A 19,620-nucleotide genomic window follows, 5' to 3' on the forward strand; every position below is an offset into this window, starting at 1 on the left:
ACATCATTCAATACCAATTGAATACCAGCTGACTTTCACCTAGCATGAGCCTCCCCACCTGCCGAGTCCTGCCACCACCATGCTAGCTGCCAGTCTGCGCCAACCCCGTTTTCTTGCCTTGTGGTTTACCACGCTGTTGTCGGTCTTCAGCCTGTCGGTCGCCTGGGTGACCGAGAGCTGGTATGCGATCAAGGTGCTCGGTCGCGAGAGCGATTACGGCTATATCCTCATTGCCGCCACCGTGCCGCGCCTGATCTTCATGCTGGCCGGCGGCGTGCTGGCCGACCGCGTGGCCAAGTCGCGGTTGCTGACCTTCTCGCTGAGCTTTCGTGCGCTGCTGATTGCGCTGTTGGGTTGGCTGATGCTGCAGGATGCGGCCAGCTTCGGCCTGTTGCTGGCCTTTGCCTTTTGCTATGGCCTGCTGGATGCCTGCTACTGGCCGGCGCGCGATGCGCTGCTGCCGGAGCTGGTGCCCGAGGCGGATTTGCCGCAGGCCAATTCGCTGCTGCTGGTCACCTCGCAGCTTGGGATGATACTGGGCCCGGTGCTGGCCGGCGGCCTGCTGCTCTTGCTGCCGTATGGCGCGGTGCTGTTGTGGCAGGGTGTCATCCTGCTGGCGGCGGCCTTGCTGTGTTACTGGCAGCTGGGCAGACGCCAGATGGCCGCCGAGACTCACGCCGGCACGCGCCCGAGCTTTCGCCACGAGCTGCTGGAGGGCCTCGCCTACATCCGCCACCATCCGCAGCTGTCGCTGTTACTGCTGGTGTTTGCCTTTGCCAATGTGCTGTTCATGGGGCCGCTGCAGCAGAGCATCCCGCTGATTGTCACCCGCGAGCTCGGCGGCGACAGCCACAGCTACACCACCTTGCTGTCGGGCTTTGGCGTCGGCATGACGCTGGGCGGCCTGTTGATGCTGCGCTTTGCGCCGCGCCGGCACAAATTCCTGTTCGTGATGGCGATGCTGATGTTGGAAAGCGTGTTACTGGCGCTGCTGGCATACACACCAGGCCTGTGGTTTGTTGCGGCCAACGTGGTGCTGATCGGCATCTGCATCGCCTGCAATAATGTGCCGACCATGAGCATGCTGCAAAGCTATAGCGAACGCGACAAGCTGGGGCGCGTGATGGGGCTGAACGACACCCTCTCGCACGGCCTCACGCCGCTGTCTTATGTGATCGTCACCGGCCTGCTGGCGCTGCAGGTGCCGCATCAGGCCATTCTGCTGGTGGCCGGCGGCCTGATGCTGCTGCTGTGTGTTGCCATGCTGTGGCGCTACCCGCAGATCCGCGAGATTCACTGAAGCGGGCGCACCAGCTGGCTGAAATAGGCCGAGGTCACCCGCCACCAGTCAAACCATTCCGCCAGATTGCCGGCCGAGACCCCGTGCTGCAGATTGACCGTCATCTCCAGCACCGGGTCTTCTTCCAGATCCAGATAGGCGCGGCCGTAGCGCATGCTGCGGTTCCACAGGTTCAGCTGCTCCAGCGACACGCGGCTTTGCGGCCAACTGCTGGCAAACTGGATATCGCTGCACTCCTTGCCCTGCTTGCAGCCCAGAAACAGCAGCACATAAGTCTCGCCATTCATGCTGCCGCGCATCAGCGGCGTGCCCATCTCGTCCACCATCAGATCAGCCGGGCCGAAATAGCGCGCCAGCGCCAACAGCGCCTCCGGGTTGGCCGCATCCACCAGCTTGTCTGCGCCGTGCACGCTTGCCGGCAACAGCAGGCTTGCGCATAACAGGATTTTCCACATGCTTATCCCCTTGGCCGGTCGGCGTCAGGGCAACGGGGCGGACCGGAGGCACACCGTAACCGGCCAGCGGCAGGCTGGCACCCTTCCAGCTTAGACCGCCCCCCTCGCCCCCACCGGACTGATTCGCCTGCCCGCGGCAAAGCCGTTAAGCTGTCGGCCTTGCCCGCAACCGGTACGCCCCATGCACTACCCCGATGCCGATATCGCCGCCATTTACCGCGTGATTCGCGAACGCCGCGACATGCGCCATTTCCGCCCCGGCCCCCTGCCAGAGGGCATGCTCGCCCGCCTGCTGCAGGCCGCGCATTACGCCCCCAGCGTCGGTTTCATGCAGCCGTGGCGCTTTATCCGCATCACCCGGCCCGAGGTACGCGGCGCACTGCAAGAGATCGTCGAGGCCGAACGCCAGCGCACGGCGGCGGCACTGGGCGAAAAACAGCAGGCTTTCCTGCAGCTGAAAGTAGAAGGCTTGCGCGATTGCGCCGAGGTGCTGGTTGCCGCGCTGATGGATGGCCGCGAGCGCCATGTGTTCGGCCGCCGTACCCTGCCGGAGATGGACCTCGCCTCGGTGGCCTGCGCCATCCAGAATATGTGGCTGGCCGCCCGCGCCGAAGGTATAGGCCTTGGCTGGGTATCGATTTTCGACCCGGCCGCTGTAGCCGACCTGCTGCAGCTGCCCGAGGGTGCCAAGGCCGTTGCTATCCTGTGCATCGGCCAGGTGGATGCCTTTTACGAGCAGCCCATGCTGCAACAGGAAAACTGGGCCAGACGCCAGCCGCTGGCCGAGCTGGTGTTTGACGATATTTGGGCTAACCCTAGCTCTCAAGCAGGATTAGCCCAATAGCTTTATCAGCTTTTAACCGATGCTCGCTTGCTTAAAACAATTTAGCAAAACGTTGATCAGACACCGCTTCCTTCAAGACAGACTGAACTGCTGCTGGGAACGAGTCAGTTACATTTTTGCATGCCGAGATTGCATCCCAGCTGGTGTCAAAACCATGTTTTACTTTTGTCGAATATGAATTGCCATTACTCGAACTCAAGGTCAGCCTGATTTCCCAGTTTGCAGGACTAATGGAACTGAACGTGATTTCATCCAGATGGCCTGTAATTTGATTAGCCGCCTTTGTTGAGTAAACACCAGCCATATAAAGCTCCTCTTGCAGAGCTTCTTGTACAAAAACTGCTGGCGTTTTCCCTGCCCCAATAGACACGGGACCAACTGCACGGCACCACAAACTTCCAATGGACGAGTTCTGGGTAAAAGCCCCGACTTTCACTTTCTTATCTTGCGACCCTGCTTGATCTTTAATTGCGATGACATTAGTCATGGACGCTTTGTAATGAGCGACAGAGCTAGTCGTAGAACAAGCAGCCAGCATTGCGACAACTGGCAGAACCACAAAAATGCTTTTTCTCATAATCAAATTGCATTAATAATTGATAAGGAAATGCATACTACATTGTTTAAAATTCCATATCAATAAGCCAGACATCATAATCACTCTTCTCCAGCCACCCGCCTGCGCGTTTGCAGGATGGGCGGGGCCCAGGTTTCGCCCGGCCGCTTCTTGCGCGTCGCCAGCGTGAGGCCGGAGGGCGCGAAGATATTGATGTTATGCGTGTTCGGCGTGGTGATCAGGTACTGCGCACCGGTAACCTTCAAAAAGCCGGCGACGCGGTCGATGTTGAAGATGTCCAGATGCGCAAACGGCTCGTCGATGAACACAAAGCCCGACGGGTTGGCCTCGTCCATCATCAGGCCGATCAGCAAAATCAGCGACTTCATCACCTGCTGGCCACCGGAGGCCTCGCCGTCGTTCAGCCCCATCATGCCCTTCTGGTCGAAGTTGAACTTCAACTGCAGGCCGGCCTGCGCGAGCATGCCGTCGTCGTTGCTGAGCACCGGCAGCTCGACCTCCACCGCGATGCCGGCCAGCTCGCCCAGGCGCTTGAGGTTGGCCGCATAAGTACGCACGGTGGCACGCAGCTTGCCCAGATAAGCCTCGCGCGCATCGGTAGTCAGCGCGGCCGCGCGTTCGACCTCGGCCTGACGGCGCTGGCAATCCCGCAAGAGATTGCCCTGGTCTTCCTGCAGCTTGTCTTTCAGCTGCAGCACCGCCGGGTCGCACTCCCAGTCGCCGCTGGCGAGTTTTTCCGACAGATAGTGAATCTCGTGGCGCACATCGGCGGCCGACTCGAATTCCTCGTTCAACGCGGCGACATAGGCCGCGTCCTGTGCGCTGGCCGGCAGATGCTGGCGGCAATCGCGCAGCTCGGCCAGCTGGCGGCGCAGATTGCGACGGCGCAGCTCGACGCTGCTGCGTGCCTGCTGCTCGCCCTGCAGGCTGCTTTGCTCGCGCTGGCAAACGCGGTCGTGCGCCAGACGCGCATCGCCATAGGCCTGTTCGGCGGCGCGGCAGGCTTCGTCAGCCGTGGCGAGGCTGGCGCCTTGCTCGCTGACGGCAGCTTCGAGGCTGGCCAGCTGCGCCTCGAGAGCGGCGAATTCTTCGGCACGCTGCGCCAGCGCCTGCAGGCTGTCCATGCCTGACAGGTACTCGGCCAGACTCGCGCTGTCGCGGCTGGCGCTGACCAGTGCTTCTTCTTCACGCAGGATCTGCTGGTTCAGCGCTTTCAGCTGCTGTTGCAGGCTGGCGATACGCGCCATGCGCGCCGCCTCGCCAAACGCGTATTCACGCGCCGGAATGCCGATGTGGCGCGCACCGCGCCGCTCGCGGAAATAACCGTCGGCGGTAATCCAGTCGCCATCGAGTTTGGCACCGGCGGCAACATCGGCCACCCGCGTCACGCGGTTGAGCTGCTGATGCAGCCATTCCGGCGCATCCTCGGCAAAGCGCACGACTTCGAGCAGGCTGCCTTTTTTCGCGGCCGGCGCGGCATGGCGCTCGGCCACCACGAAATGGCGGTAACGCAGCTTTTCACCCAGCTGCCAGGCTGCGCGGCGGTCGGATTCGTCGTGCAGGATGATGACCTGGCGGTAAGGCCGCAGCAGCGCCTCGACTGCGCCCTGCCACTGGCTGTCGGTTACTTCGACAATATCGGCCAGCAGGCTGTGGGCAATGTTGGCCTCGTCCAGCGCGGCGCGGAACTGGCGCACCTCTTCGGCCGCACGCGGCTTGCCGCCTTCGAGGCCGGCCAGCTCGCCATGCAACGCATCGCGCTGGCCACGCGCCGCCCGCAGGCTGTCGCGCAGGCTGTCTACCGTGGCGCGGCTGGCGGCCAACCTTTGCTGCAGCACTTCGCCATCGGCACCGTATTGCTGATTGGCCAGCGCTTGCAGGCGATCGCGCTCTTTCAGCCGGCTCTGTACATCGCGCAAGGCATCACGCGCCGCCAGAAAGGCCTGCTGCTGGCTGGCACGCGCTGCTTCGGCCTCACGCCGCGCCTGTTGCGCGCTGCTTTCCTGTTGCGCCAGCTGCGCCACATGGGCAAGCGTATCGCGATGCTCGAGTCGCACGCGCTGATAACGTTCCAGCTCGGCGCGATAGCTTTGCCAATCGCGCCCCAGCGCGGCGCGGCCATCCATCAGGCCCAGCACCGGCAAGGCTTCGTTCTGCAGCCGTTCGATACGCTTTTGCAGGCCCTGCCATTCGAGGTAGCGGTTGGCGCGCGACTTCATCGCCTCGACGCGCACATCCAGTGCTTCCTGCTGTTGCGACAGCGCGTTCAGCTCGGCCTCGGCCGCCTGCTGTTCGTCACGCGCGCGCTGGTAGTTGTCGAGCACATCCTTGTCGCCAAACACCTGGAACACCAGATCCAGCAACTGGCGCGGGCTGTATTCGGTCAGCTTGTCGGTGTCGCCCTGCTCCAGCGCCAGCACCTCGGCCACGGCTGCAGTCAGGCCGGCAGCCTCGAGGCGGCGGCGGTATTCCTGCACGCCCAGCCAGGCGGTGTCGGCGGCGCTGACGGCGTGATCCAGCTCGGCATCGCCTTCGACAATCGCGTAATGGCGCACCCAGTCGCCGCCCTGTTTCTTGATGCGGCACAGCAGGGTGACTTCCTCGCTGACCAGCGGGAAAAACGGCGTCGGATACAGACCGCCATTCAGCCGACGCGGGTTGGCCACCACGCCTTTCAGATAGGCAAAGGCGGCGCGGTTATTGCGCACATAACGCTTGTAATCGCGCTTGCCCGAACATTTGATCGCCAGCAGGGTGCGCAAGGCATCCAGCAGCGTGGTCTTGCCCGAACCGTTCGGGCCGATGATGGTGACAATCTGCGCATCCAGCGGCACGGTCAGCCGTTGCCAGAAGTCCCAGTGCACCATTTCTACCGATTTCATCTGGAACATCAGGCTTGCTCCGCTTGCGGCTGGCTGTCTGCGGCCAACCTTGATTCATCGCTGCCGGCATCCGTGCCAGCCGTCAGACTGGCGCGGCGCGCCAGCACTTCGCCCAGCGCGCCATCAATGATGCGCGGCGCCAGCTGGCTGTAGTCGATCAGCACATCCAAGAGCGGGCCTTCTTCCAGCCATTTGTTGCGGCGGACCAGAAAACCCAGATTCACCAGGCGGCCAAGGTTGGCCGCAAAGCGGGTGCGACCGCCAAGCTGCTTGCCGAAGTCGGCAAACAGCGCCTCTTCGGAAATACCGACCGACACCGCCTCGCCGGTTGCCAGCGGTTTTTGCGCGGCAAACATATCGTGCTGGCTTTCACGGCCGGCCTCGACACGGCTGATCTGCCGTTCGCGCTTGGGCAAAATGATCAGTGCCCAGACAATCACCAGCAGCGCCACGCCATCGCGCGGCAGGCCCAGATTATTGTTGAGCCAGGCCTCGCCCGAGCCGAACACCGCTTCGGTTTCTTTCGGCAGCAATGCCACGGCAATGTGCTCGGCGTATGGGTTCTCGACCAGGCGCAGGCCGCAGGCGGCCAGTCTTTGTTCCAGCTCGCTGCGGAAGCTGTCGTCCAGCAGCGCGCGCCGCGCCAGCGGGTCGTGGCGCGGAATCACACGATGCGCGAGCAGGCGCGCAATCAAGGTGGAGAGTTGCGTATCCATGAGTCTCTCTCGGCTGCCGCCGGCACGCGCCGGCGGCTTGGGTCACTTGCCCGCCACCAGCCGCGCATCGGACAGCGTGGCCACTTCGGGGTGGTCGGGGTTGATGATGTCGTCGCCGCCGGCCAGCGTCAGCGGCAGGCGGGCCAGTTCGGCAATCACGCTGGCATCGCGGCTGCTTTCCGGGTCGCCCAACAGCGACAGCAGCGACAGGCGATAGGCAGTCTCGTTGTAGCTGTCGGCCAGCACCGCCTGCGCGATGTCTTGCGACTCGCCCGGCGCAAGGTCCAGCCCCAGCTGCAATAGTTCGTCGTACAAGGCTTCGGCGGCCAGCAGGCGCTCGACTTCGGGCGCATCACCGACTTCGGCACTGGCAGCTTGCGGCAGCGCCATATCGCTGGCGGCTTGCCGCTCGCGGCCGATCAGCTCGAATTCGGCAACGTCGGCCAGCTCCGGCGTGGTGACAAAGGCCGGCTCGAGGTTGGCCGCAACCAGGCCGTCGGCCAGACCAGCCAAGGTAGCGGGGCCAAGATGGCGCAGCCAGTCGGCGATATCGGTCGAGGTCAGGCCGGAGCTGCCCAGATGCACGCGCTGTGCGGCCAACTGGGCGAGGCGGCGCTCGAAAGTCGCGGCCAGCGCCAGCATGCGGCTTTGCGCCAGGGCAATCGCCTGCGCCTGAGCCAGCGTCAGCAGGGTCAGCGTGTCGTCGGCGGTCAGGCTGCGCACCACGCTGGTGGATTTCTCCACCCAGCGCCACACCGACTCCAGCCGGTGCTGGGCGGCGCGGATGCGGAATTCGGACTGCGACTCCAGCGCCTCGGCAAATTCGGCATGCAGCTCGTTCAGCCGCGCCAGCAGATGCTGCATCGCCTCGTGCGAGACCTGGCCCAGCGACTGGCCGGCGGCCACCTGGCTGGTCAGATAACCCAGCTCGACATCGTCGCCGGCAAAGTCTATCAGTGTCGCCAGCGCCGACAAGGCGACGCGCGCGCCTTCACTGAGGCTGTAATGGCCGGCATCGCTGTCGTACACCAGCAGATCACCCTCGCGCAGCCGCGTCAGGATGGTGGTGAGCTTGGTGTCGTTGAGGTAGGCAAAACGCTGGGCGATGTCTTGCGGCGTCCAGTACGGCGCATCGGCACGCTGGCCCAGCTCGCGCAGCACCAGCAGCCGCATCAGCACATCGTCGTCGCTGCCGCGAAACAGGGTGATGAAGACGGCAAGATAAGGCCAGGCCGCCGTCAGGCGCTGCAGCGCCGGCAGCTCGTCCGCGCCGAGGCCGGGACGTAAGTAATCGGAAAGCAAATCCAAGGCAGATATCCGCTTTGCAATGAAGCATGGGATTGTCGGTGGCCGAATGCGGCAAGTCAATGACACTGGCGCGGGCTTGCCGGCTCATTTCAAGGTTTAAGTAAACTGTGCTCTTGCCAGCAGCGGCCGGCACTGGCAAGGTGGCGGCTGTTCAGGATTTGTGCCCGTGGAGTAGATGAATGAAGATCCGGCATTTGCTGGCCATGACCAGTCTGTTATTGCTGGCCCGGCCGGTGTTGGCCCATGCCCCCGTTGACGCCCGCAAGGCCAGCCTGTGCGGCGAGATCGCCGCATGCAGCTATTTTCATGATGTCTATGCCGGCGACAAGTATTTCCGCGACGCGCTGCGCAAGGCTTTTCGCGAGTCCGGCCTCAAACAGCCGCGCTGGGTCGCGCGTGGCGTGAATACGCCGATGATTCCGCTGCGTCAGGGCAACACCCTGTATCTGCGCGGCACGGTGTGCGAGCCGCACAACTGCCCGCACCAGCTGACAGTGCTGTATCGCCCCGATACACATGCGCTGCAGGCGCGCTATGCGCGCGAGGATGGCAGCAATCTGCTGCTGGGCCAGCCGGATACACAACAGCAGGCCTTGCTGCGCGAAGAAAGCGACCCGGCCTCGCCGCTGGCCGGCAAGCTGAACGACAACAGCGCCCTGCCGCTGTCGCTGCCCTGAGCTGCCAGCACGCCAACAAAAAAAGCCCGGTCATGCCGGGCTTTTTGCTGTGCGGCCAACATACAGGCTGGCCGCAAGGCATAGCCATCCCGCCCGCTATTGCCAACAAAATACCCTAGCCTGGCGGCACTCGCCGAAGCAGCGGCGGCATTCACCGAAAGCGCCACGACAACTTGCCCGGCAACAGATATGTTGTGATCATGTTCAATCCTGCTGCCGGAGCCGCCCATGTCCTCACCTGACTATCAGTCCGCCTGCCATCACCCGCACAAGCACCTGTCTTGCGGCCAACGTCATCCGCAACGCCATCAGCGCCTGCGCCGCTTCTGGGGCTTGGTGCTATTGGTGGCCGGCAGTCTCTTGCTCTTGCACCAGTTCGACCTCTTGCCTTTTCTGAGTTGGCCGCAATGGGCGGGCAGCGTGGCCGACTACGGCATCGGCCATCTGTTTGCCGCTCTGCTGTTGCTGTCCGGCCTGTCGCACTGGTTCAGCCGGCGTGATGCTCGCGGCCTATGGAAGGGCTTTGTGCGAGTGGCGCTGGCGGCCTGGCTGTTTACCTGCCTGCAGCAGCTGGCCGGCCTGACTTTTGCCAATAGCTGGCCTCTGCTGATCATCCTGTTCGGCCTTGGTGTCCTGCTGCCTGCCGGCGGCATCCGCGTGCGCGTCAACAGCGAGGGCGAGCAATGAGACCGGCATACGCCACCGCCGCGCGCAAACGCCTGCTGGCGGGCCTCGTCATCATCGCCGGCGGCTGCCTGTTGCTGCTGAATAATCTTGGCGTAATCGGCAGCTTCAGCCAGCAACCGTTCTGGCCACTGATGTTCATGCTGTTCGGCGGCCTGCTGCTGGCCAAAGGCGGCCCGCTGCGGCGCAAACTCAGCGCCGGCCTGCTGTTCGGCCTCGGCCTCTTGATGACGCTGGATCACAATGGCGTGCTGCGCTTCAGCCTGCAGCAGTGGTGGCCGATCTTCCTGATCTACGCCGGCCTGATGTTGCTGCTGCCGCGCAAAGCCCCCGCTGAGCGCAAGGCTGGCGAGCACTGGTTTCAGGCAAGTGAGGCGGGCAAGGAGATTCGCGGCAAATTGCTGATGTCGGGCAGCGAGCTGCGCAGCGACCGCGACAGTTTTACCGGCGGCGAGCTGTCACTGGTGATGAGCGGCTTGAAGCTGGACCTGCGTGAGGCGCAGCTGAACGGCAAGGCCGAACTGAAAGTGGAAATGATGCTGGCCGGGCTGGAGCTGCGCATTCCGCCCGATTGGCAGGTCGAGATCGCGCTGGCACCGGTGATGGGGGCCGTCGAAAACAAGAGCACACCGCCACGCGATGGCAACAAGCTGCTGGTTCTGCGCGGTGAAATGCTGATGAGCGGCATCGAGATCCGCAACTGAAATGACACTGCTCTCCGGTAACTTCACCCTGTTGCGCTGGTATGCCGCCGGCGGCCTGCTTGGTGGCCTGATCCTCGCCCTCTTGCTGTGGCAGCTGGGCCTCAGCGCCAGCCTGTCGCGGGCCGCGCTGTTTGCACTGCCGCTGTCGGTATTGCTGGCCAGCAGCCTGCCATCGGCCACTTATCTGAGCCGGGCGATGCAGGCCAGCCGCGACCAGCCAGCACGCATCGCGCTGAATTACCTGAGCGCCGCCGCCCTGGTGGCCAGCGCGCTGACACTGCTGGCCGAGGCCTGGAACAGCCTGCTGCCGGATGGGCTGGTACAACTGACACTGGCCGACAATATTGCCCTGTGGTTACTGGCGGCCATGCTCTATCTGCTCGCCCTGCTGCTGGCTGATGCGCTGCAGGCGGTGTCACGCGCCAGCCGTGCCGAACAGCTGGCGGCCGAGGCCCGCCTGCATGCCCGCGAGGCCGAGCTGGTCATGCTGCGTTTGCAGATCAACCCGCACTTCCTGTTCAACAGCCTGAATGCCATCAGTGCGCTGACCGCCTTTGATGCCGCCGCCGCGCGCGAGATGACCCTGACGCTGGCCACCTTCTACCGCCACACCCTGCAACTGGCCGGGCTGGAGCGCATCACGCTGGCGCAAGAGCTGACCTTGTGCCGCCATTATCTGGCGATTGAACATTACCGTTTTGGCGAGCGCCTGCAGTTTGCCGAACAGCTTGCGGCCAACCCGGAGGACATCAACTTGCCGCCCATGCTGCTGCAGCCCTTGCTGGAGAATGCGATCAAACACGGCCTGCAAGCCGGCAATGATGGCGAGATCCGCCTGCAGATAGCGTCGGCACATGGCTGGCTGTATCTGCTGCTGGACAATCCGGCCACCCATGCCGGCACTCCGGGCACCGGCACCGGTATTGCCAATGTGCGCGCCAGGTTGGCCGCATCTTATGGCGAACGTGCCTTGCTGACGGCCGACAAGAAGGATGAACGTTTTGCCGTTGAAATCCGCTTACCTCTGGAGACGTGATGCCGACTGTGCTGATTGCCGATGACGAAATGCTGGCGCGCCGCCTGCTCGTCGAATACCTTAAAGCGCATGCTGATCTGCAGATTGTCGCCGAATGCGATAACGGTCTTGAGGCGGCGCGGCTGATTGCCGAGTTGCAACCTGACTTCGTGCTGCTCGACATCAATATGCCGCGGCTGTCGGGGCTGGAAGTGCTGGAAGTCAGCGGCCGCCGTCATGGCGTGATTTTCACCACCGCCTATGACCAGCATGCGATGCGCGCCTTTGATCTCTTGGCGGTCGACTATCTGCTCAAGCCATTCAGTCAGGCGCGTTTTGACAGCGCCATCCAGCGTGCACGGGCGCTGGCCCGAGCCGAAGCGCCGCTGGAAGCGCTACGTCAGCAAACAAGACCGCAACTGGAGCGGCTGGTGGTGCGCGAGCGCGAACAGATTCATGTACTGGCGCTGGAGCAGATCGAATGTATCGAGGCGCAGGACGACTATATCGGCATTCATTGTGCGGGGCGCTGCCACCTCAAGCACCAGCGACTGGCCGAGCTCGAACAGCAGCTTGATCCGCAGCGCTTTGTGCGGGTGCACCGTTCGTGGATAGTCAATCTGCAGCAGGTCAGCCGGCTGGAGCGGCACAGCAAGGATAGCCAGTCGCTTTATCTGGCCAGTGGCCGCCAGGTGCCGGTATCGCGTAGCGGGCTGGAGAAACTGCGCGGTTTATGGGAGTGAGACCGGCAAGTCGGCATGCACCACCACCCGGTTGCGACCGCCGCGCTTGGCCGCATACAAGGCATCGTCGGCATCATGCAGCAGCTGTTCGAGTTTCTCATCCGCCACCCATGCCGCCACGCCGATACTGACGGTATAAGGCAGATTCTGCCCGGCATACTGGCAGACCGCCTGCTCGACATTGGCTCGCAAACGCTCGGCCAATGCCATTCCCTGTGCTGATGAGCTATCCGGCAGCAGCAACAGGAACTCCTCGCCACCGATACGATAAACCAGCCCCTTGTCATGCAGCTGCAGGGCGGTGCTGACCAGATGACGGATCACCTCGTCACCCGCCAAATGACCATAGCTGTCATTGATCCGCTTGAAGTAATCAATATCCAGCATTAGCGCATAACCGTCCTGCCGCCTGGCCAGCAAGGCAAAATCCTGGATCAGCGCCTGCCGGTTCAGGGCACCCGTGAGCGCATCGTGCAGCGCATTGAATTTCAGCTGCTCGTAAATCTCTATCCGCGCCTTTTCATATACGCGGCTGACCGCCCAGATGGACAGATACACGGCGAGGAAGTTGAACAACACAAAGCTTGCCTGCCAGTTGCTCTTGTACATGATCAGCAAAGCGGCACAAAGGCCCAGCAGGCCGGAGGCCAACGCAGCAAGAGGCAGGGACAGAAAGACGTGGAATACTGCCGGCAAGGCAAAAGCGGTAAAAATCAGGCCTGACTTGAGATTGGTGGTCGCAATACCGTACAACACGATCAGCACCAGGCCGGCCATATTCGCCTTGATCAGCGTACTGACCGGCAACCCCTCGCGCAGGCAATACGACGTCCGCAGACACAGCGCCACATACAGCAGCTCGATGCTGGCAAACAGATAGTCCTTCGACGCAAACAGGTTCACCATTGCCGCCGCAGTGACAATCATTGCCATCACGCTGCTGATGCCCTGCATGACCGACAGTTTCAATGCCGTATTGTCCTGGTATTTTTCGGTCATGTTGATGGCTGGCCCCGCTTAGTCGGTCAATCTGCATTACTGCCTGTTATCGCCCTGCCCATCATTATCGTCAAGGCCAGACATTTTCCCCAAGCCGGTCTTGACTACCCATGACAAAAGGCAAGCATTTCTGCTTGCCTTCGGGTCAAAACTGCCAGAGCGGGATTACTCGCCCTGAGTCGGCTGGATCACCACACTGCCTGGCTCGGCAACCTTGCCTGCACCGAGTTCGGCAGCTCGCGCCAGCTTGGCAGCACGCGCTTCGGCTTCGGCGGCTTCCTTGGCCTTGCGCTCGGCTTCGCGCAGCACATCGAGGTATTCCTTCATCGCGAATACCAGGTCGCGAGTACCTTCGCCGGTCAGACCGGAGATCACGAAGTGACGCGGTGCATTCATGTCGAAGCCGAAACGGTCGTCGGCAGTCACCTTCGGCCAGCCATAGGCCTCGAGGAAGGCCGAAACGGTCAGCTCGCGCTCGTCTTCCGGCAGCATGTCGACCTTGTTCAGCACCAGCCAGCGCGGCTTGTTGTACAGCTCGTCATCGTACTTTTTCAGCTCATCCACGATGGCACGCGCCTCGCGCACCGGATCGACATCCGGATCGAACGGGGCGATGTCGACCAGATGCAACAGGATGCCGGTACGCGACAGGTGCTTGAGGAAGCGATGGCCAAGACCCGCGCCTTCGGCCGCGCCTTCGATCAGGCCCGGAATATCGGCAATCACGAAGCTCGAGGTGTCATCCATACGCACCACACCCAGGTTCGGGTGCAGGGTGGTGAACGGATAGTCAGCCACTTTCGGCTTGGCGGCAGAGACCGCACGGATGAAGGTGGACTTGCCGGCATTCGGCATGCCCAAGAGGCCCACGTCAGCCAGTACTTTCAGCTCGAGACGCAGATTGCGGATATCGCCTTCTTCGCCACGGGTGAACTGGCGCGGTGCACGGTTGACCGAGCTCTTGAAGTGGATGTTGCCCAGACCACCCTTGCCACCCTTGGCCAGGATGATTTCCTGACCGTGATGGGTGAGGTCGGCCAGCAGCTCTTCGCTGTCGCCGTCAAAAATCTGGGTACCCACCGGGAAACGCAGACGGATGTCTTCGCCGCCCTTGCCGTAGCAGTCGGCACCACGGCCGTTCTCGCCATTCTCGGCCAGGTATTTCTTGACGAAACGGTACTCCACCAGGGTGTTGATGTTTTCGTCAGCCACGGCAATCACGTCGCCACCACGGCCACCATCGCCACCATCCGGACCGCCGCGCGGTACGAATTTCTCGCGACGGAAACTGCAGCAACCATTACCGCCCTTGCCCGAACGCACTTCGATGCGGGCTTCATCAATAAACTTCATGCTTGTCTCCCATTCACTCAGCCAAGGAGTCAGGCGCAAGCGGCCGCTTGCGTCGCAAGGTTGGCCGCAGCCGCTTGCGCCTCACGCCTTCAAGGCTGTCAATGTCTATCAGTTTATAAACAAAAAAGCCCTATCGCTTGATAGGGCTTTTTCTGCCTGACGCGAGATTACTCGGCGTCTGCACCGGTGTACGGAACAACGGATACGGTCTTGCGCTTGGCAGCGCCTTTAACCGCGAAGTTCACGTAGCCGTCAACCTTGGCGAACAGGGTGTGATCCTTGCCCATGCCAACGTTTTCACCGGCGTGGAAACGGGTGCCACGCTGACGGATGATGATGGAACCAGCCGGGATCAGCTCGCCGCCGTATACCTTGGTACCCAGGCGTTTGGCTTCAGAATCACGACCGTTGCGGGAACTACCGCCTGCTTTCTTGTGTGCCATGTCTGTTTACTCCTTACTTGGAAATCGCGTCGATGCGGATTTCGGTGTAGTTCTGACGATGACCCTGACGCTTCTGGTAGTGCTTGCGGCGGCGCATCTTGAAGATGCGAACCTTTTCGCCACGACCATGGGCAACCACGGTAGCCTGGATTTTGGCACCGGCAACAACCGGAGTACCTACAGTTACCTGATCACCTTCAACCACCATCAATACTTCTTCCAGTACGATTTGGCTGTCGACGTCTGCAGGTATCTGTTCTACTTTGAGTTTTTCGCCAACGGCAACTTTGTATTGCTTACCGCCGGTTTTTACGACCGCATACATTCGTATAGCTCCTAAATATCTTTCTGCGCGCAGGGTGCGCGGAGAACTCGCGAATATACGCAAGTGACTGATTGGTGTCAACATTTCCCTGCATCAGGCACCATGCATGTGGTTTGCCGTGGCGGCCAACCTTGCGTTTTGCTAATATCGCGCGGTTTCCCAACCGAAAGATGAACCGGTAGCAATGTCCTCTCAGCCGCTCTTCCGCTCTCTGACCGCCGCCGATATGCAGGCAGTCGACCAGGTTATCCGTACCCGTCTGCATTCGGATGTGGTGCTGATCCGTCAGGTTGCCGAATACATCATCTCCGCCGGCGGCAAGCGTCTGCGCCCGGTGATGACCTTGCTGGCTGGCCGCGCCATGGGCTACGACGGCCCGCATCTGCACACCTTGGCCGCGATGATCGAATTCATCCACACCGCCACCCTGCTGCACGATGATGTGGTGGACGAGTCGGACATGCGCCGTGGCCGTGAAACCGCCAATGCCATGTTCGGCAATGCGGCCAGCGTACTGGTCGGGGACTTCCTCTACACCCGCGCCTTCCAGATGATGGTGTCCAGCGGCAATATGCGCATCCTCGAAGTGATGGCTGATGCCACCAATATCATTGCCGAGGGCGAGGTTCTGCAGCTGCTGAATATCGGGGATACCGATCTGAGCGAAGCGCAGTATCTGCAGGTCATCCAGTACAAGACAGCCAAGCTGTTCGAGGCGGCCACCCGCGTTGGCGCACTGATTTCGGCTGCCACCCCCGAGCAGGAGCAGGCGCTGGCCGATTACGGCATGCACTTGGGCACCGCCTTCCAGATCATCGATGATGTACTCGATTACAGCGGCGACGCTGCCACCATCGGCAAGAGCCTCGGTGACGACCTGGCCGAGGGCAAGGTCACCCTGCCGCTGATCTACACCATGCGTCATGGCAGTGCCGATGCCGCCCAGACCGTGCGCGAAGCACTGCAAGCCTGTAACCGCGAGCGCTTTACAGATGTAATGAACGCGGTACAATCCTGCGGCGCGCTGGACTACGCCCGCCAGCAAGCCGAACAGGCAGCCGAGCGTGCGGTACAAGCTCTGGCCCAACTGCCGGACAGCGAGTACAAGCAGGCCATGGCCGAGCTGGCGCTGTTGTCGGTACAGCGCAACGCCTGATCAAGATTTGACGGCTGTCTCCGTAGTTAAATGGATATAACGGCCCCCTCCTAAGGGGCAGTTACAGGTTCGATTCCTGTCGGGGGCGCCACCCTGTCACAACGCCACCAACCCGGTGGCGTTTTGCATTCCCGGAGCAAACACAATGAATCTGCTGCAAAGACTGACCCTGCTGGCTGTTATCGGTGTGGTACTGGCCGTTGCCATCAACCATTACACCAAGCCGGCGAGCGACACCCCGGCCGACACCAGCGCCAGCGCCGCGCAGTAATGCAAAAGCGCACGGCACTGGCCGCCCTGCCCAAGACCTTTTCGGCCTGGCCCGAACATCCGCTGTACCAGTCGATTGCGCGTTGGCGTGAGGCGGCCGAGTGCCAGACTTGGCCGCAACAGGCCGACTTTGACCGGCTGGCCGATCATGCACGGGCTTGCGGCCAACCTTTACCCGCCAGACAGCGCTTTGTGCGCGATGCCGACCCTGAGCTGTACTACGAGATGCACATCGGTGCGACCGGCGAAGTCCCAACCCGTGGCGACAACTGGCACGACTGGTTCAATGCCTTGTGCTGGGTAAGTTGGCCGCGCAGCAAGCTGGCGATGAATGGGCGGCAGGTGGCGGCCATTGAGGGTGACGAGGCGGTACGTGGCCCGGTACGCGATGCCGGCACCTTGCTGGACGAGTGCGGCATCGTCATTGCCTATTGCGATGAAACACTGGCACAGGCACTGCGCGAGATGGACTGGCAAACGCTGTTTGTCAGCAATCGTGCCGCCTGGGGCAAGCAGATCAGCGGCCATGTGATAGGCCACGCGCTGCTGGAACAAGGCCTTGCCATGCATATCGGCTGGTGCGGCAAGGCGCTGCTGATGCCGGTGGCGGCTTCATTCTTTGCTCTGAATGCGGCCAAGCAGATTGATGCACTCGACCAGCAGTTGGCCGCAGCGCTGGCAACGGCAGACTTTCTCGGCAAGCCGCGCGAGCTGCTGCCGCTGCCACTGTTGGGCATCCCCGGCTGGTGGCCGGACAATGCCGACCCGGCGTTTTATGGCAATACCGATTACTTCCGCGCCAGTCGTCGCGCGAAGTCGGCGACCGAAACCGCCTCGAGCTCGCCCATCATCGGCTGAAACAGCGTCGCCATCCCAGCAGCGATATCGTCATCGCAGACTTTCAGCTCCGGCCGGTAGACAAACAGGCGGAAGATATCGGCGAGGTGTATGTTCTCGGCGCGCCGGGTCAGCACCCAGCCCTCACGTTGGCCGCATTGCACGAAACCGGCCTCGGCCAGCCTGTCCAGCACATGGCCGAGCTCGTCATAGCCCACCAGCACCTGTTCGCGCAGCGTCTCCGGCCGCATCACCTTGCCGGCCTGCTGCGCCTCATCCAGCAACACCAGCACTTCGACCGCATCCAGAAAGCGCCGGCGCGGCTCGACGCGTCTTTGCCAGGCATTGCCCTGCCAGTAAGAAAACGAGGCGGTCAGCACCGCACCGGTTAGCACCACCAGCCACAGACAAAACAGCCATAGCAGCAGGACCGGCAAGCTGGCAAAGGCGCCATACACCAGCTGATAGCTGGCAATCTCGTCGATGTAATAGCCGAACAGGCGTTTGGTCAGCTCCAGCAACACCGCGGTGGCAAAGGCACCCAGCAAGGCATGGCGGCGCGGCACATAACAATTGGGCACGATGCGGAACAGCATCGCCAGTACCAGCGTGGTCAGCGCCATGCCGCCGGCAAACTGCAGCGCCTGATCCAGCAAGGGTGAAACCCGCTCGACGTGAGTGAGCTTGAACAGCATGCGCCAGCCCAGCAGACCACCACCCAATGCCAGCGGCCCCAGCGTCAGCACCGTCCAGTACACCATGCTCTGCTGCAGCCACGGCCGCTTGCGCCGCACCCCCCAGATACTGTTGAAGGTGCGCTCGACCGTCGCCATCAGCATCAGCGAGGTGGCGCCCAGCATCACGATGCCGGCGGCCGTCAGTTTTTCGGCATTATCGGCAAATTGCCGCATGTAGACGGTAATCACCTTGCCGGCGAACTCCGGCACCAGGGTAGACAGCAGCATCACCTTGAAGCGGCTGCTGTAATCGGAAAACACCGGAAACGCCGACATCACCGTCAGCGCGATGGTCAGCAAGGGCACCAGCGCCAGCAAGGTAGTGAAGGTCAGACTGCCGGCAATCTGCAGCACGCGCTGCTGCGCAATCCGGCGGCCGACAAATTGCAAAAAGCCGCCAAGGCGGCGATGGGGAAGCGTCACGGGACTCCGATCTTCAGGCTAGAATCTGGCAAACCCGATGTTAACCGATAGGAATGACAATGCACGAGATTCTGGTGTTGTACTACAGCCAGCATGGCGCCACGCGCGAACTGGCCCGTCTGATCGCCCGCGGTATCGACAGCGTGGACGGCTGCCGCGCGCGCCTGCGCACCGTGCCCAAAGTCTCGACCGTCTGCGAAGCCACCGCCCCGTCCGTACCGGACAACGGCGCACCCTATGTCGAGGCACAGGATCTGGCCGACTGTGCCGGTCTCGCCCTGGGCAGCCCGGTGCGTTTCGGTAATATGGCCGCCGCGATGAAATACTTTCTGGATGGCACCGCACCGCAATGGATGCAAGGCACCTTGAGCGGCAAACCGGCTTGCGTGTTTGCCAGCGGCAGCACCCAGCATGGCGGCCAGGAATCCACCCTGCTCAGCATGATGATTCCGCTCATGCATCACGGCATGGTAATTGCCGGCCTGCCCTTCACCGAACAGGCGCTGCACCACACCCGTAGCGGCGGCAGCCCCTATGGCGTCACCCACGTAGCGGCCAACGAGAAACAGCCGCAGCTGAGCGACGAAGAAAAGCAGCTGGCGCTGGCACAGGGCAAGCGCCTTGCCGAGCTGGCCAAAAGGTTGGCAGCATGAAAGTCAGCGCCGTGCTGATTGTGTTGCAAGACTCGCAAGGCAACGATTGGCTGCAGCAACGCGCCCACGACGACGAGGATTATCCGAGCTGCTGGGATTTTGCTGCCGGTGGCAGCGTTGACGACGGCGAAGATGTCGACAGCGCCGCACAGCGTGAGCTGAAAGAGGAGCTGGGCATCCAGTGTGATCTGCATGCCGGCGAAACCTTATGGCTGGTAGATGAATACTGCCAGCTGTATCACGGCATTTACGATGGTGACTTCCAGCCGAATCACGAAGTCGCCAGCATGCAGCGGCTGCCGCGATCCCGTTTGCAGGACATCCCCGTCACCCGGCTGCATCCGCAACTTGCCCACTGGCTTGATCTTGTCAGCACCGGCAACAGCCAGCACAACTGAAACCTGCGTACTATGTTGAAAAAGACTGGCGAGCCACAGGAACCTAAATTCAATAACACGGTCAAAATGCGGTTTGTCTGATGGCGACAATGACAACGCACGCCATGCAAGGCCGAGTATT

At 61.9% G+C, this 19,620-nt stretch carries 22 protein-coding genes and 1 tRNA gene; 13 read left to right on the forward strand and 10 right to left on the reverse strand.

Annotated features, from left to right (window positions below; all coding sequences use genetic code 11):
- The first annotated feature begins 79 nt into the window (after positions 1 to 79).
- Positions 80 to 1,300 carry an MFS transporter gene (locus ACZ9W6_RS13095; RefSeq protein ID WP_465191601.1) on the forward strand — a complete coding sequence of 407 codons (1,221 nt, stop codon included), beginning with the start codon at positions 80 to 82 and terminating at the stop codon, positions 1,298 to 1,300.
- Here the strand turns inward: ACZ9W6_RS13095 and ACZ9W6_RS13100 are convergent.
- A complete protein-coding gene (locus tag ACZ9W6_RS13100; protein WP_465191602.1) occupies positions 1,294 to 1,755 on the reverse strand; it encodes a YbjN domain-containing protein in 462 nt (153 codons plus the stop codon). The genes ACZ9W6_RS13095 and ACZ9W6_RS13100 overlap by 7 nt on opposite strands.
- 181 nt (positions 1,756 to 1,936) lie before the next feature.
- Here ACZ9W6_RS13100 and bluB point away from each other — a divergent pair, with 181 nt between their 5' ends.
- Positions 1,937 to 2,599 carry a 5,6-dimethylbenzimidazole synthase gene (bluB, locus tag ACZ9W6_RS13105; protein WP_465191603.1) on the forward strand — a complete coding sequence of 221 codons (663 nt, stop codon included), beginning with the start codon at positions 1,937 to 1,939 and terminating at the stop codon, positions 2,597 to 2,599.
- Between the two features lie 31 nt (positions 2,600 to 2,630).
- Here the strand turns inward: bluB and ACZ9W6_RS13110 are convergent, their stop codons facing one another.
- The 4 genes from ACZ9W6_RS13110 to ACZ9W6_RS13125 form a co-directional block, all read right to left on the reverse strand.
- Positions 2,631 to 3,176 carry a hypothetical protein gene (locus ACZ9W6_RS13110; RefSeq protein ID WP_465191604.1) on the reverse strand — a complete coding sequence of 182 codons (546 nt, stop codon included), beginning with the start codon at positions 3,174 to 3,176 and terminating at the stop codon, positions 2,631 to 2,633.
- A gap of 80 nt (positions 3,177 to 3,256) precedes the next feature.
- A complete protein-coding gene (locus ACZ9W6_RS13115) occupies positions 3,257 to 6,067 on the reverse strand; it encodes an AAA family ATPase (protein ID WP_465191605.1) in 2,811 nt (936 codons plus the stop codon).
- Positions 6,067 to 6,774 carry a hypothetical protein gene (locus ACZ9W6_RS13120; protein ID WP_465191606.1) on the reverse strand — a complete coding sequence of 236 codons (708 nt, stop codon included), beginning with the start codon at positions 6,772 to 6,774 and terminating at the stop codon, positions 6,067 to 6,069. Before ACZ9W6_RS13120 ends, ACZ9W6_RS13115 begins: the two co-directional genes overlap by 1 nt.
- Positions 6,775 to 6,816: 42 nt before the next feature.
- The gene (locus tag ACZ9W6_RS13125) at positions 6,817 to 8,082 is read right to left on the reverse strand and encodes a hypothetical protein (protein WP_465191607.1); all 1,266 of its coding nucleotides are present in this window, start codon (positions 8,080 to 8,082) and stop codon (positions 6,817 to 6,819) included.
- 179 nt (positions 8,083 to 8,261) lie between these two features.
- On the opposite strand from ACZ9W6_RS13125, the gene ACZ9W6_RS13130 reads away from it, so the two are divergent.
- From ACZ9W6_RS13130 to ACZ9W6_RS13150, 5 genes are all read left to right on the forward strand, one after another.
- On the forward strand, positions 8,262 to 8,759 hold the full coding sequence (locus ACZ9W6_RS13130; RefSeq protein ID WP_465191608.1) for an Ivy family c-type lysozyme inhibitor: 498 nt from the start codon (positions 8,262 to 8,264) through the stop codon (positions 8,757 to 8,759).
- Positions 8,760 to 8,987: 228 nt separating this feature from the next.
- Positions 8,988 to 9,446 carry a hypothetical protein gene (locus tag ACZ9W6_RS13135; protein WP_465191609.1) on the forward strand — a complete coding sequence of 153 codons (459 nt, stop codon included), beginning with the start codon at positions 8,988 to 8,990 and terminating at the stop codon, positions 9,444 to 9,446.
- Entirely contained in the window at positions 9,443 to 10,147 is a 705-nt protein-coding gene (locus tag ACZ9W6_RS13140; protein WP_465191610.1) for a LiaF transmembrane domain-containing protein, read from the forward strand. Before ACZ9W6_RS13135 ends, ACZ9W6_RS13140 begins: the two co-directional genes overlap by 4 nt.
- A gap of 1 nt (position 10,148) precedes the next feature.
- Positions 10,149 to 11,183: a sensor histidine kinase gene (locus tag ACZ9W6_RS13145; protein WP_465191611.1), complete on the forward strand. Its 1,035-nt coding sequence runs from the start codon at positions 10,149 to 10,151 to the stop codon at positions 11,181 to 11,183.
- Positions 11,183 to 11,905, forward strand: a complete 723-nt coding sequence (locus ACZ9W6_RS13150) for a LytR/AlgR family response regulator transcription factor (protein ID WP_465191612.1) — start codon at positions 11,183 to 11,185, stop codon at positions 11,903 to 11,905. The genes ACZ9W6_RS13145 and ACZ9W6_RS13150 overlap by 1 nt, the downstream gene beginning before the upstream one ends.
- On the opposite strand, the gene ACZ9W6_RS13155 is transcribed toward ACZ9W6_RS13150, so the two are convergent.
- From ACZ9W6_RS13155 to rplU, 4 genes are all read right to left on the reverse strand, one after another.
- Positions 11,894 to 12,904, reverse strand: coding sequence for a GGDEF domain-containing protein (locus tag ACZ9W6_RS13155; protein WP_465191613.1), 1,011 nt, complete (start codon positions 12,902 to 12,904; stop codon positions 11,894 to 11,896). The genes ACZ9W6_RS13150 and ACZ9W6_RS13155 overlap by 12 nt on opposite strands.
- Before the next feature lie 165 nt (positions 12,905 to 13,069).
- Positions 13,070 to 14,257, reverse strand: coding sequence for a GTPase ObgE (obgE, locus tag ACZ9W6_RS13160; RefSeq protein ID WP_465191614.1), 1,188 nt, complete (start codon positions 14,255 to 14,257; stop codon positions 13,070 to 13,072).
- A 167-nt stretch (positions 14,258 to 14,424) separates the two neighbouring features.
- On the reverse strand, positions 14,425 to 14,700 hold the full coding sequence (rpmA, locus tag ACZ9W6_RS13165) for a 50S ribosomal protein L27 (protein WP_465191615.1): 276 nt from the start codon (positions 14,698 to 14,700) through the stop codon (positions 14,425 to 14,427).
- A gap of 13 nt (positions 14,701 to 14,713) precedes the next feature.
- Positions 14,714 to 15,025, reverse strand: coding sequence for a 50S ribosomal protein L21 (gene rplU / locus ACZ9W6_RS13170; RefSeq protein ID WP_465191616.1), 312 nt, complete (start codon positions 15,023 to 15,025; stop codon positions 14,714 to 14,716).
- Positions 15,026 to 15,251: 226 nt separating this feature from the next.
- On the opposite strand from rplU, the gene ispB reads away from it, so the two are divergent.
- The 4 genes from ispB to ACZ9W6_RS13190 all read left to right on the forward strand — a co-directional run bounded on the left by ispB (position 15,252) and on the right by ACZ9W6_RS13190 (position 17,309).
- Complete coding sequence (gene ispB, locus ACZ9W6_RS13175; RefSeq protein ID WP_465191655.1) at positions 15,252 to 16,181, forward strand: octaprenyl diphosphate synthase; 930 nt, start codon at positions 15,252 to 15,254, stop codon at positions 16,179 to 16,181.
- Positions 16,182 to 16,197: 16 nt separating this feature from the next.
- Positions 16,198 to 16,272, forward strand: a tRNA-Arg gene (locus ACZ9W6_RS13180).
- A 54-nt stretch (positions 16,273 to 16,326) separates the two neighbouring features.
- Entirely contained in the window at positions 16,327 to 16,452 is a 126-nt protein-coding gene (locus ACZ9W6_RS13185) for a hypothetical protein (RefSeq protein WP_465191617.1), read from the forward strand.
- Positions 16,452 to 17,309 carry a DUF3025 domain-containing protein gene (locus ACZ9W6_RS13190; RefSeq protein WP_465191618.1) on the forward strand — a complete coding sequence of 286 codons (858 nt, stop codon included), beginning with the start codon at positions 16,452 to 16,454 and terminating at the stop codon, positions 17,307 to 17,309. Before ACZ9W6_RS13185 ends, ACZ9W6_RS13190 begins: the two co-directional genes overlap by 1 nt.
- Here ACZ9W6_RS13190 and ACZ9W6_RS13195 read toward each other — a convergent pair.
- Positions 17,240 to 18,448 carry a YihY family inner membrane protein gene (locus ACZ9W6_RS13195; RefSeq protein ID WP_465191619.1) on the reverse strand — a complete coding sequence of 403 codons (1,209 nt, stop codon included), beginning with the start codon at positions 18,446 to 18,448 and terminating at the stop codon, positions 17,240 to 17,242. The genes ACZ9W6_RS13190 and ACZ9W6_RS13195 overlap by 70 nt on opposite strands.
- A gap of 59 nt (positions 18,449 to 18,507) precedes the next feature.
- Between ACZ9W6_RS13195 and wrbA the strand changes: the two genes are divergently transcribed.
- Together wrbA and ACZ9W6_RS13205 are read left to right on the forward strand one after the other, a co-directional pair.
- Positions 18,508 to 19,101, forward strand: a complete 594-nt coding sequence (gene wrbA / locus ACZ9W6_RS13200) for an NAD(P)H:quinone oxidoreductase (protein ID WP_465191620.1) — start codon at positions 18,508 to 18,510, stop codon at positions 19,099 to 19,101.
- Positions 19,098 to 19,499, forward strand: coding sequence for an NUDIX domain-containing protein (locus ACZ9W6_RS13205; RefSeq protein WP_465191621.1), 402 nt, complete (start codon positions 19,098 to 19,100; stop codon positions 19,497 to 19,499). Before wrbA ends, ACZ9W6_RS13205 begins: the two co-directional genes overlap by 4 nt.
- Positions 19,500 to 19,620: the final 121 nt, after the last annotated feature.

The sequence above is a fragment of the Vogesella lacus genome, from assembly GCF_979366295.1.

What these genes read in the sequence shown, in the direction of transcription:
- rplU (WP_465191616.1), bottom strand. Translation starts at nt 15,025, where the DNA reads ATGTATGCGGTCGTAAAAACCGGCGGTAAGCAATACAAAGTTGCCGTT.
- ACZ9W6_RS13155 (WP_465191613.1), bottom strand. Translation starts at nt 12,904, where the DNA reads ATGACCGAAAAATACCAGGACAATACGGCATTGAAACTGTCGGTCATG.
- ACZ9W6_RS13145 (WP_465191611.1), top strand. Translation starts at nt 10,149, where the DNA reads ATGACACTGCTCTCCGGTAACTTCACCCTGTTGCGCTGGTATGCCGCC.
- ACZ9W6_RS13110 (WP_465191604.1), bottom strand. Translation starts at nt 3,176, where the DNA reads ATGAGAAAAAGCATTTTTGTGGTTCTGCCAGTTGTCGCAATGCTGGCT.
- ACZ9W6_RS13140 (WP_465191610.1), top strand. Translation starts at nt 9,443, where the DNA reads ATGAGACCGGCATACGCCACCGCCGCGCGCAAACGCCTGCTGGCGGGC.
- wrbA (WP_465191620.1), top strand. Translation starts at nt 18,508, where the DNA reads ATGCACGAGATTCTGGTGTTGTACTACAGCCAGCATGGCGCCACGCGC.
- ispB (WP_465191655.1), top strand. Translation starts at nt 15,252, where the DNA reads ATGCAGGCAGTCGACCAGGTTATCCGTACCCGTCTGCATTCGGATGTG.
- ACZ9W6_RS13205 (WP_465191621.1), top strand. Translation starts at nt 19,098, where the DNA reads ATGAAAGTCAGCGCCGTGCTGATTGTGTTGCAAGACTCGCAAGGCAAC.
- ACZ9W6_RS13120 (WP_465191606.1), bottom strand. Translation starts at nt 6,774, where the DNA reads ATGGATACGCAACTCTCCACCTTGATTGCGCGCCTGCTCGCGCATCGT.
- ACZ9W6_RS13185 (WP_465191617.1), top strand. Translation starts at nt 16,327, where the DNA reads ATGAATCTGCTGCAAAGACTGACCCTGCTGGCTGTTATCGGTGTGGTA.
- ACZ9W6_RS13095 (WP_465191601.1), top strand. Translation starts at nt 80, where the DNA reads ATGCTAGCTGCCAGTCTGCGCCAACCCCGTTTTCTTGCCTTGTGGTTT.
- ACZ9W6_RS13100 (WP_465191602.1), bottom strand. Translation starts at nt 1,755, where the DNA reads ATGTGGAAAATCCTGTTATGCGCAAGCCTGCTGTTGCCGGCAAGCGTG.
- ACZ9W6_RS13150 (WP_465191612.1), top strand. Translation starts at nt 11,183, where the DNA reads ATGCCGACTGTGCTGATTGCCGATGACGAAATGCTGGCGCGCCGCCTG.
- ACZ9W6_RS13115 (WP_465191605.1), bottom strand. Translation starts at nt 6,067, where the DNA reads ATGTTCCAGATGAAATCGGTAGAAATGGTGCACTGGGACTTCTGGCAA.
- ACZ9W6_RS13130 (WP_465191608.1), top strand. Translation starts at nt 8,262, where the DNA reads ATGAAGATCCGGCATTTGCTGGCCATGACCAGTCTGTTATTGCTGGCC.
- obgE (WP_465191614.1), bottom strand. Translation starts at nt 14,257, where the DNA reads ATGAAGTTTATTGATGAAGCCCGCATCGAAGTGCGTTCGGGCAAGGGC.
- bluB (WP_465191603.1), top strand. Translation starts at nt 1,937, where the DNA reads ATGCACTACCCCGATGCCGATATCGCCGCCATTTACCGCGTGATTCGC.
- rpmA (WP_465191615.1), bottom strand. Translation starts at nt 14,700, where the DNA reads ATGGCACACAAGAAAGCAGGCGGTAGTTCCCGCAACGGTCGTGATTCT.
- ACZ9W6_RS13190 (WP_465191618.1), top strand. Translation starts at nt 16,452, where the DNA reads ATGCAAAAGCGCACGGCACTGGCCGCCCTGCCCAAGACCTTTTCGGCC.
- ACZ9W6_RS13135 (WP_465191609.1), top strand. Translation starts at nt 8,988, where the DNA reads ATGTCCTCACCTGACTATCAGTCCGCCTGCCATCACCCGCACAAGCAC.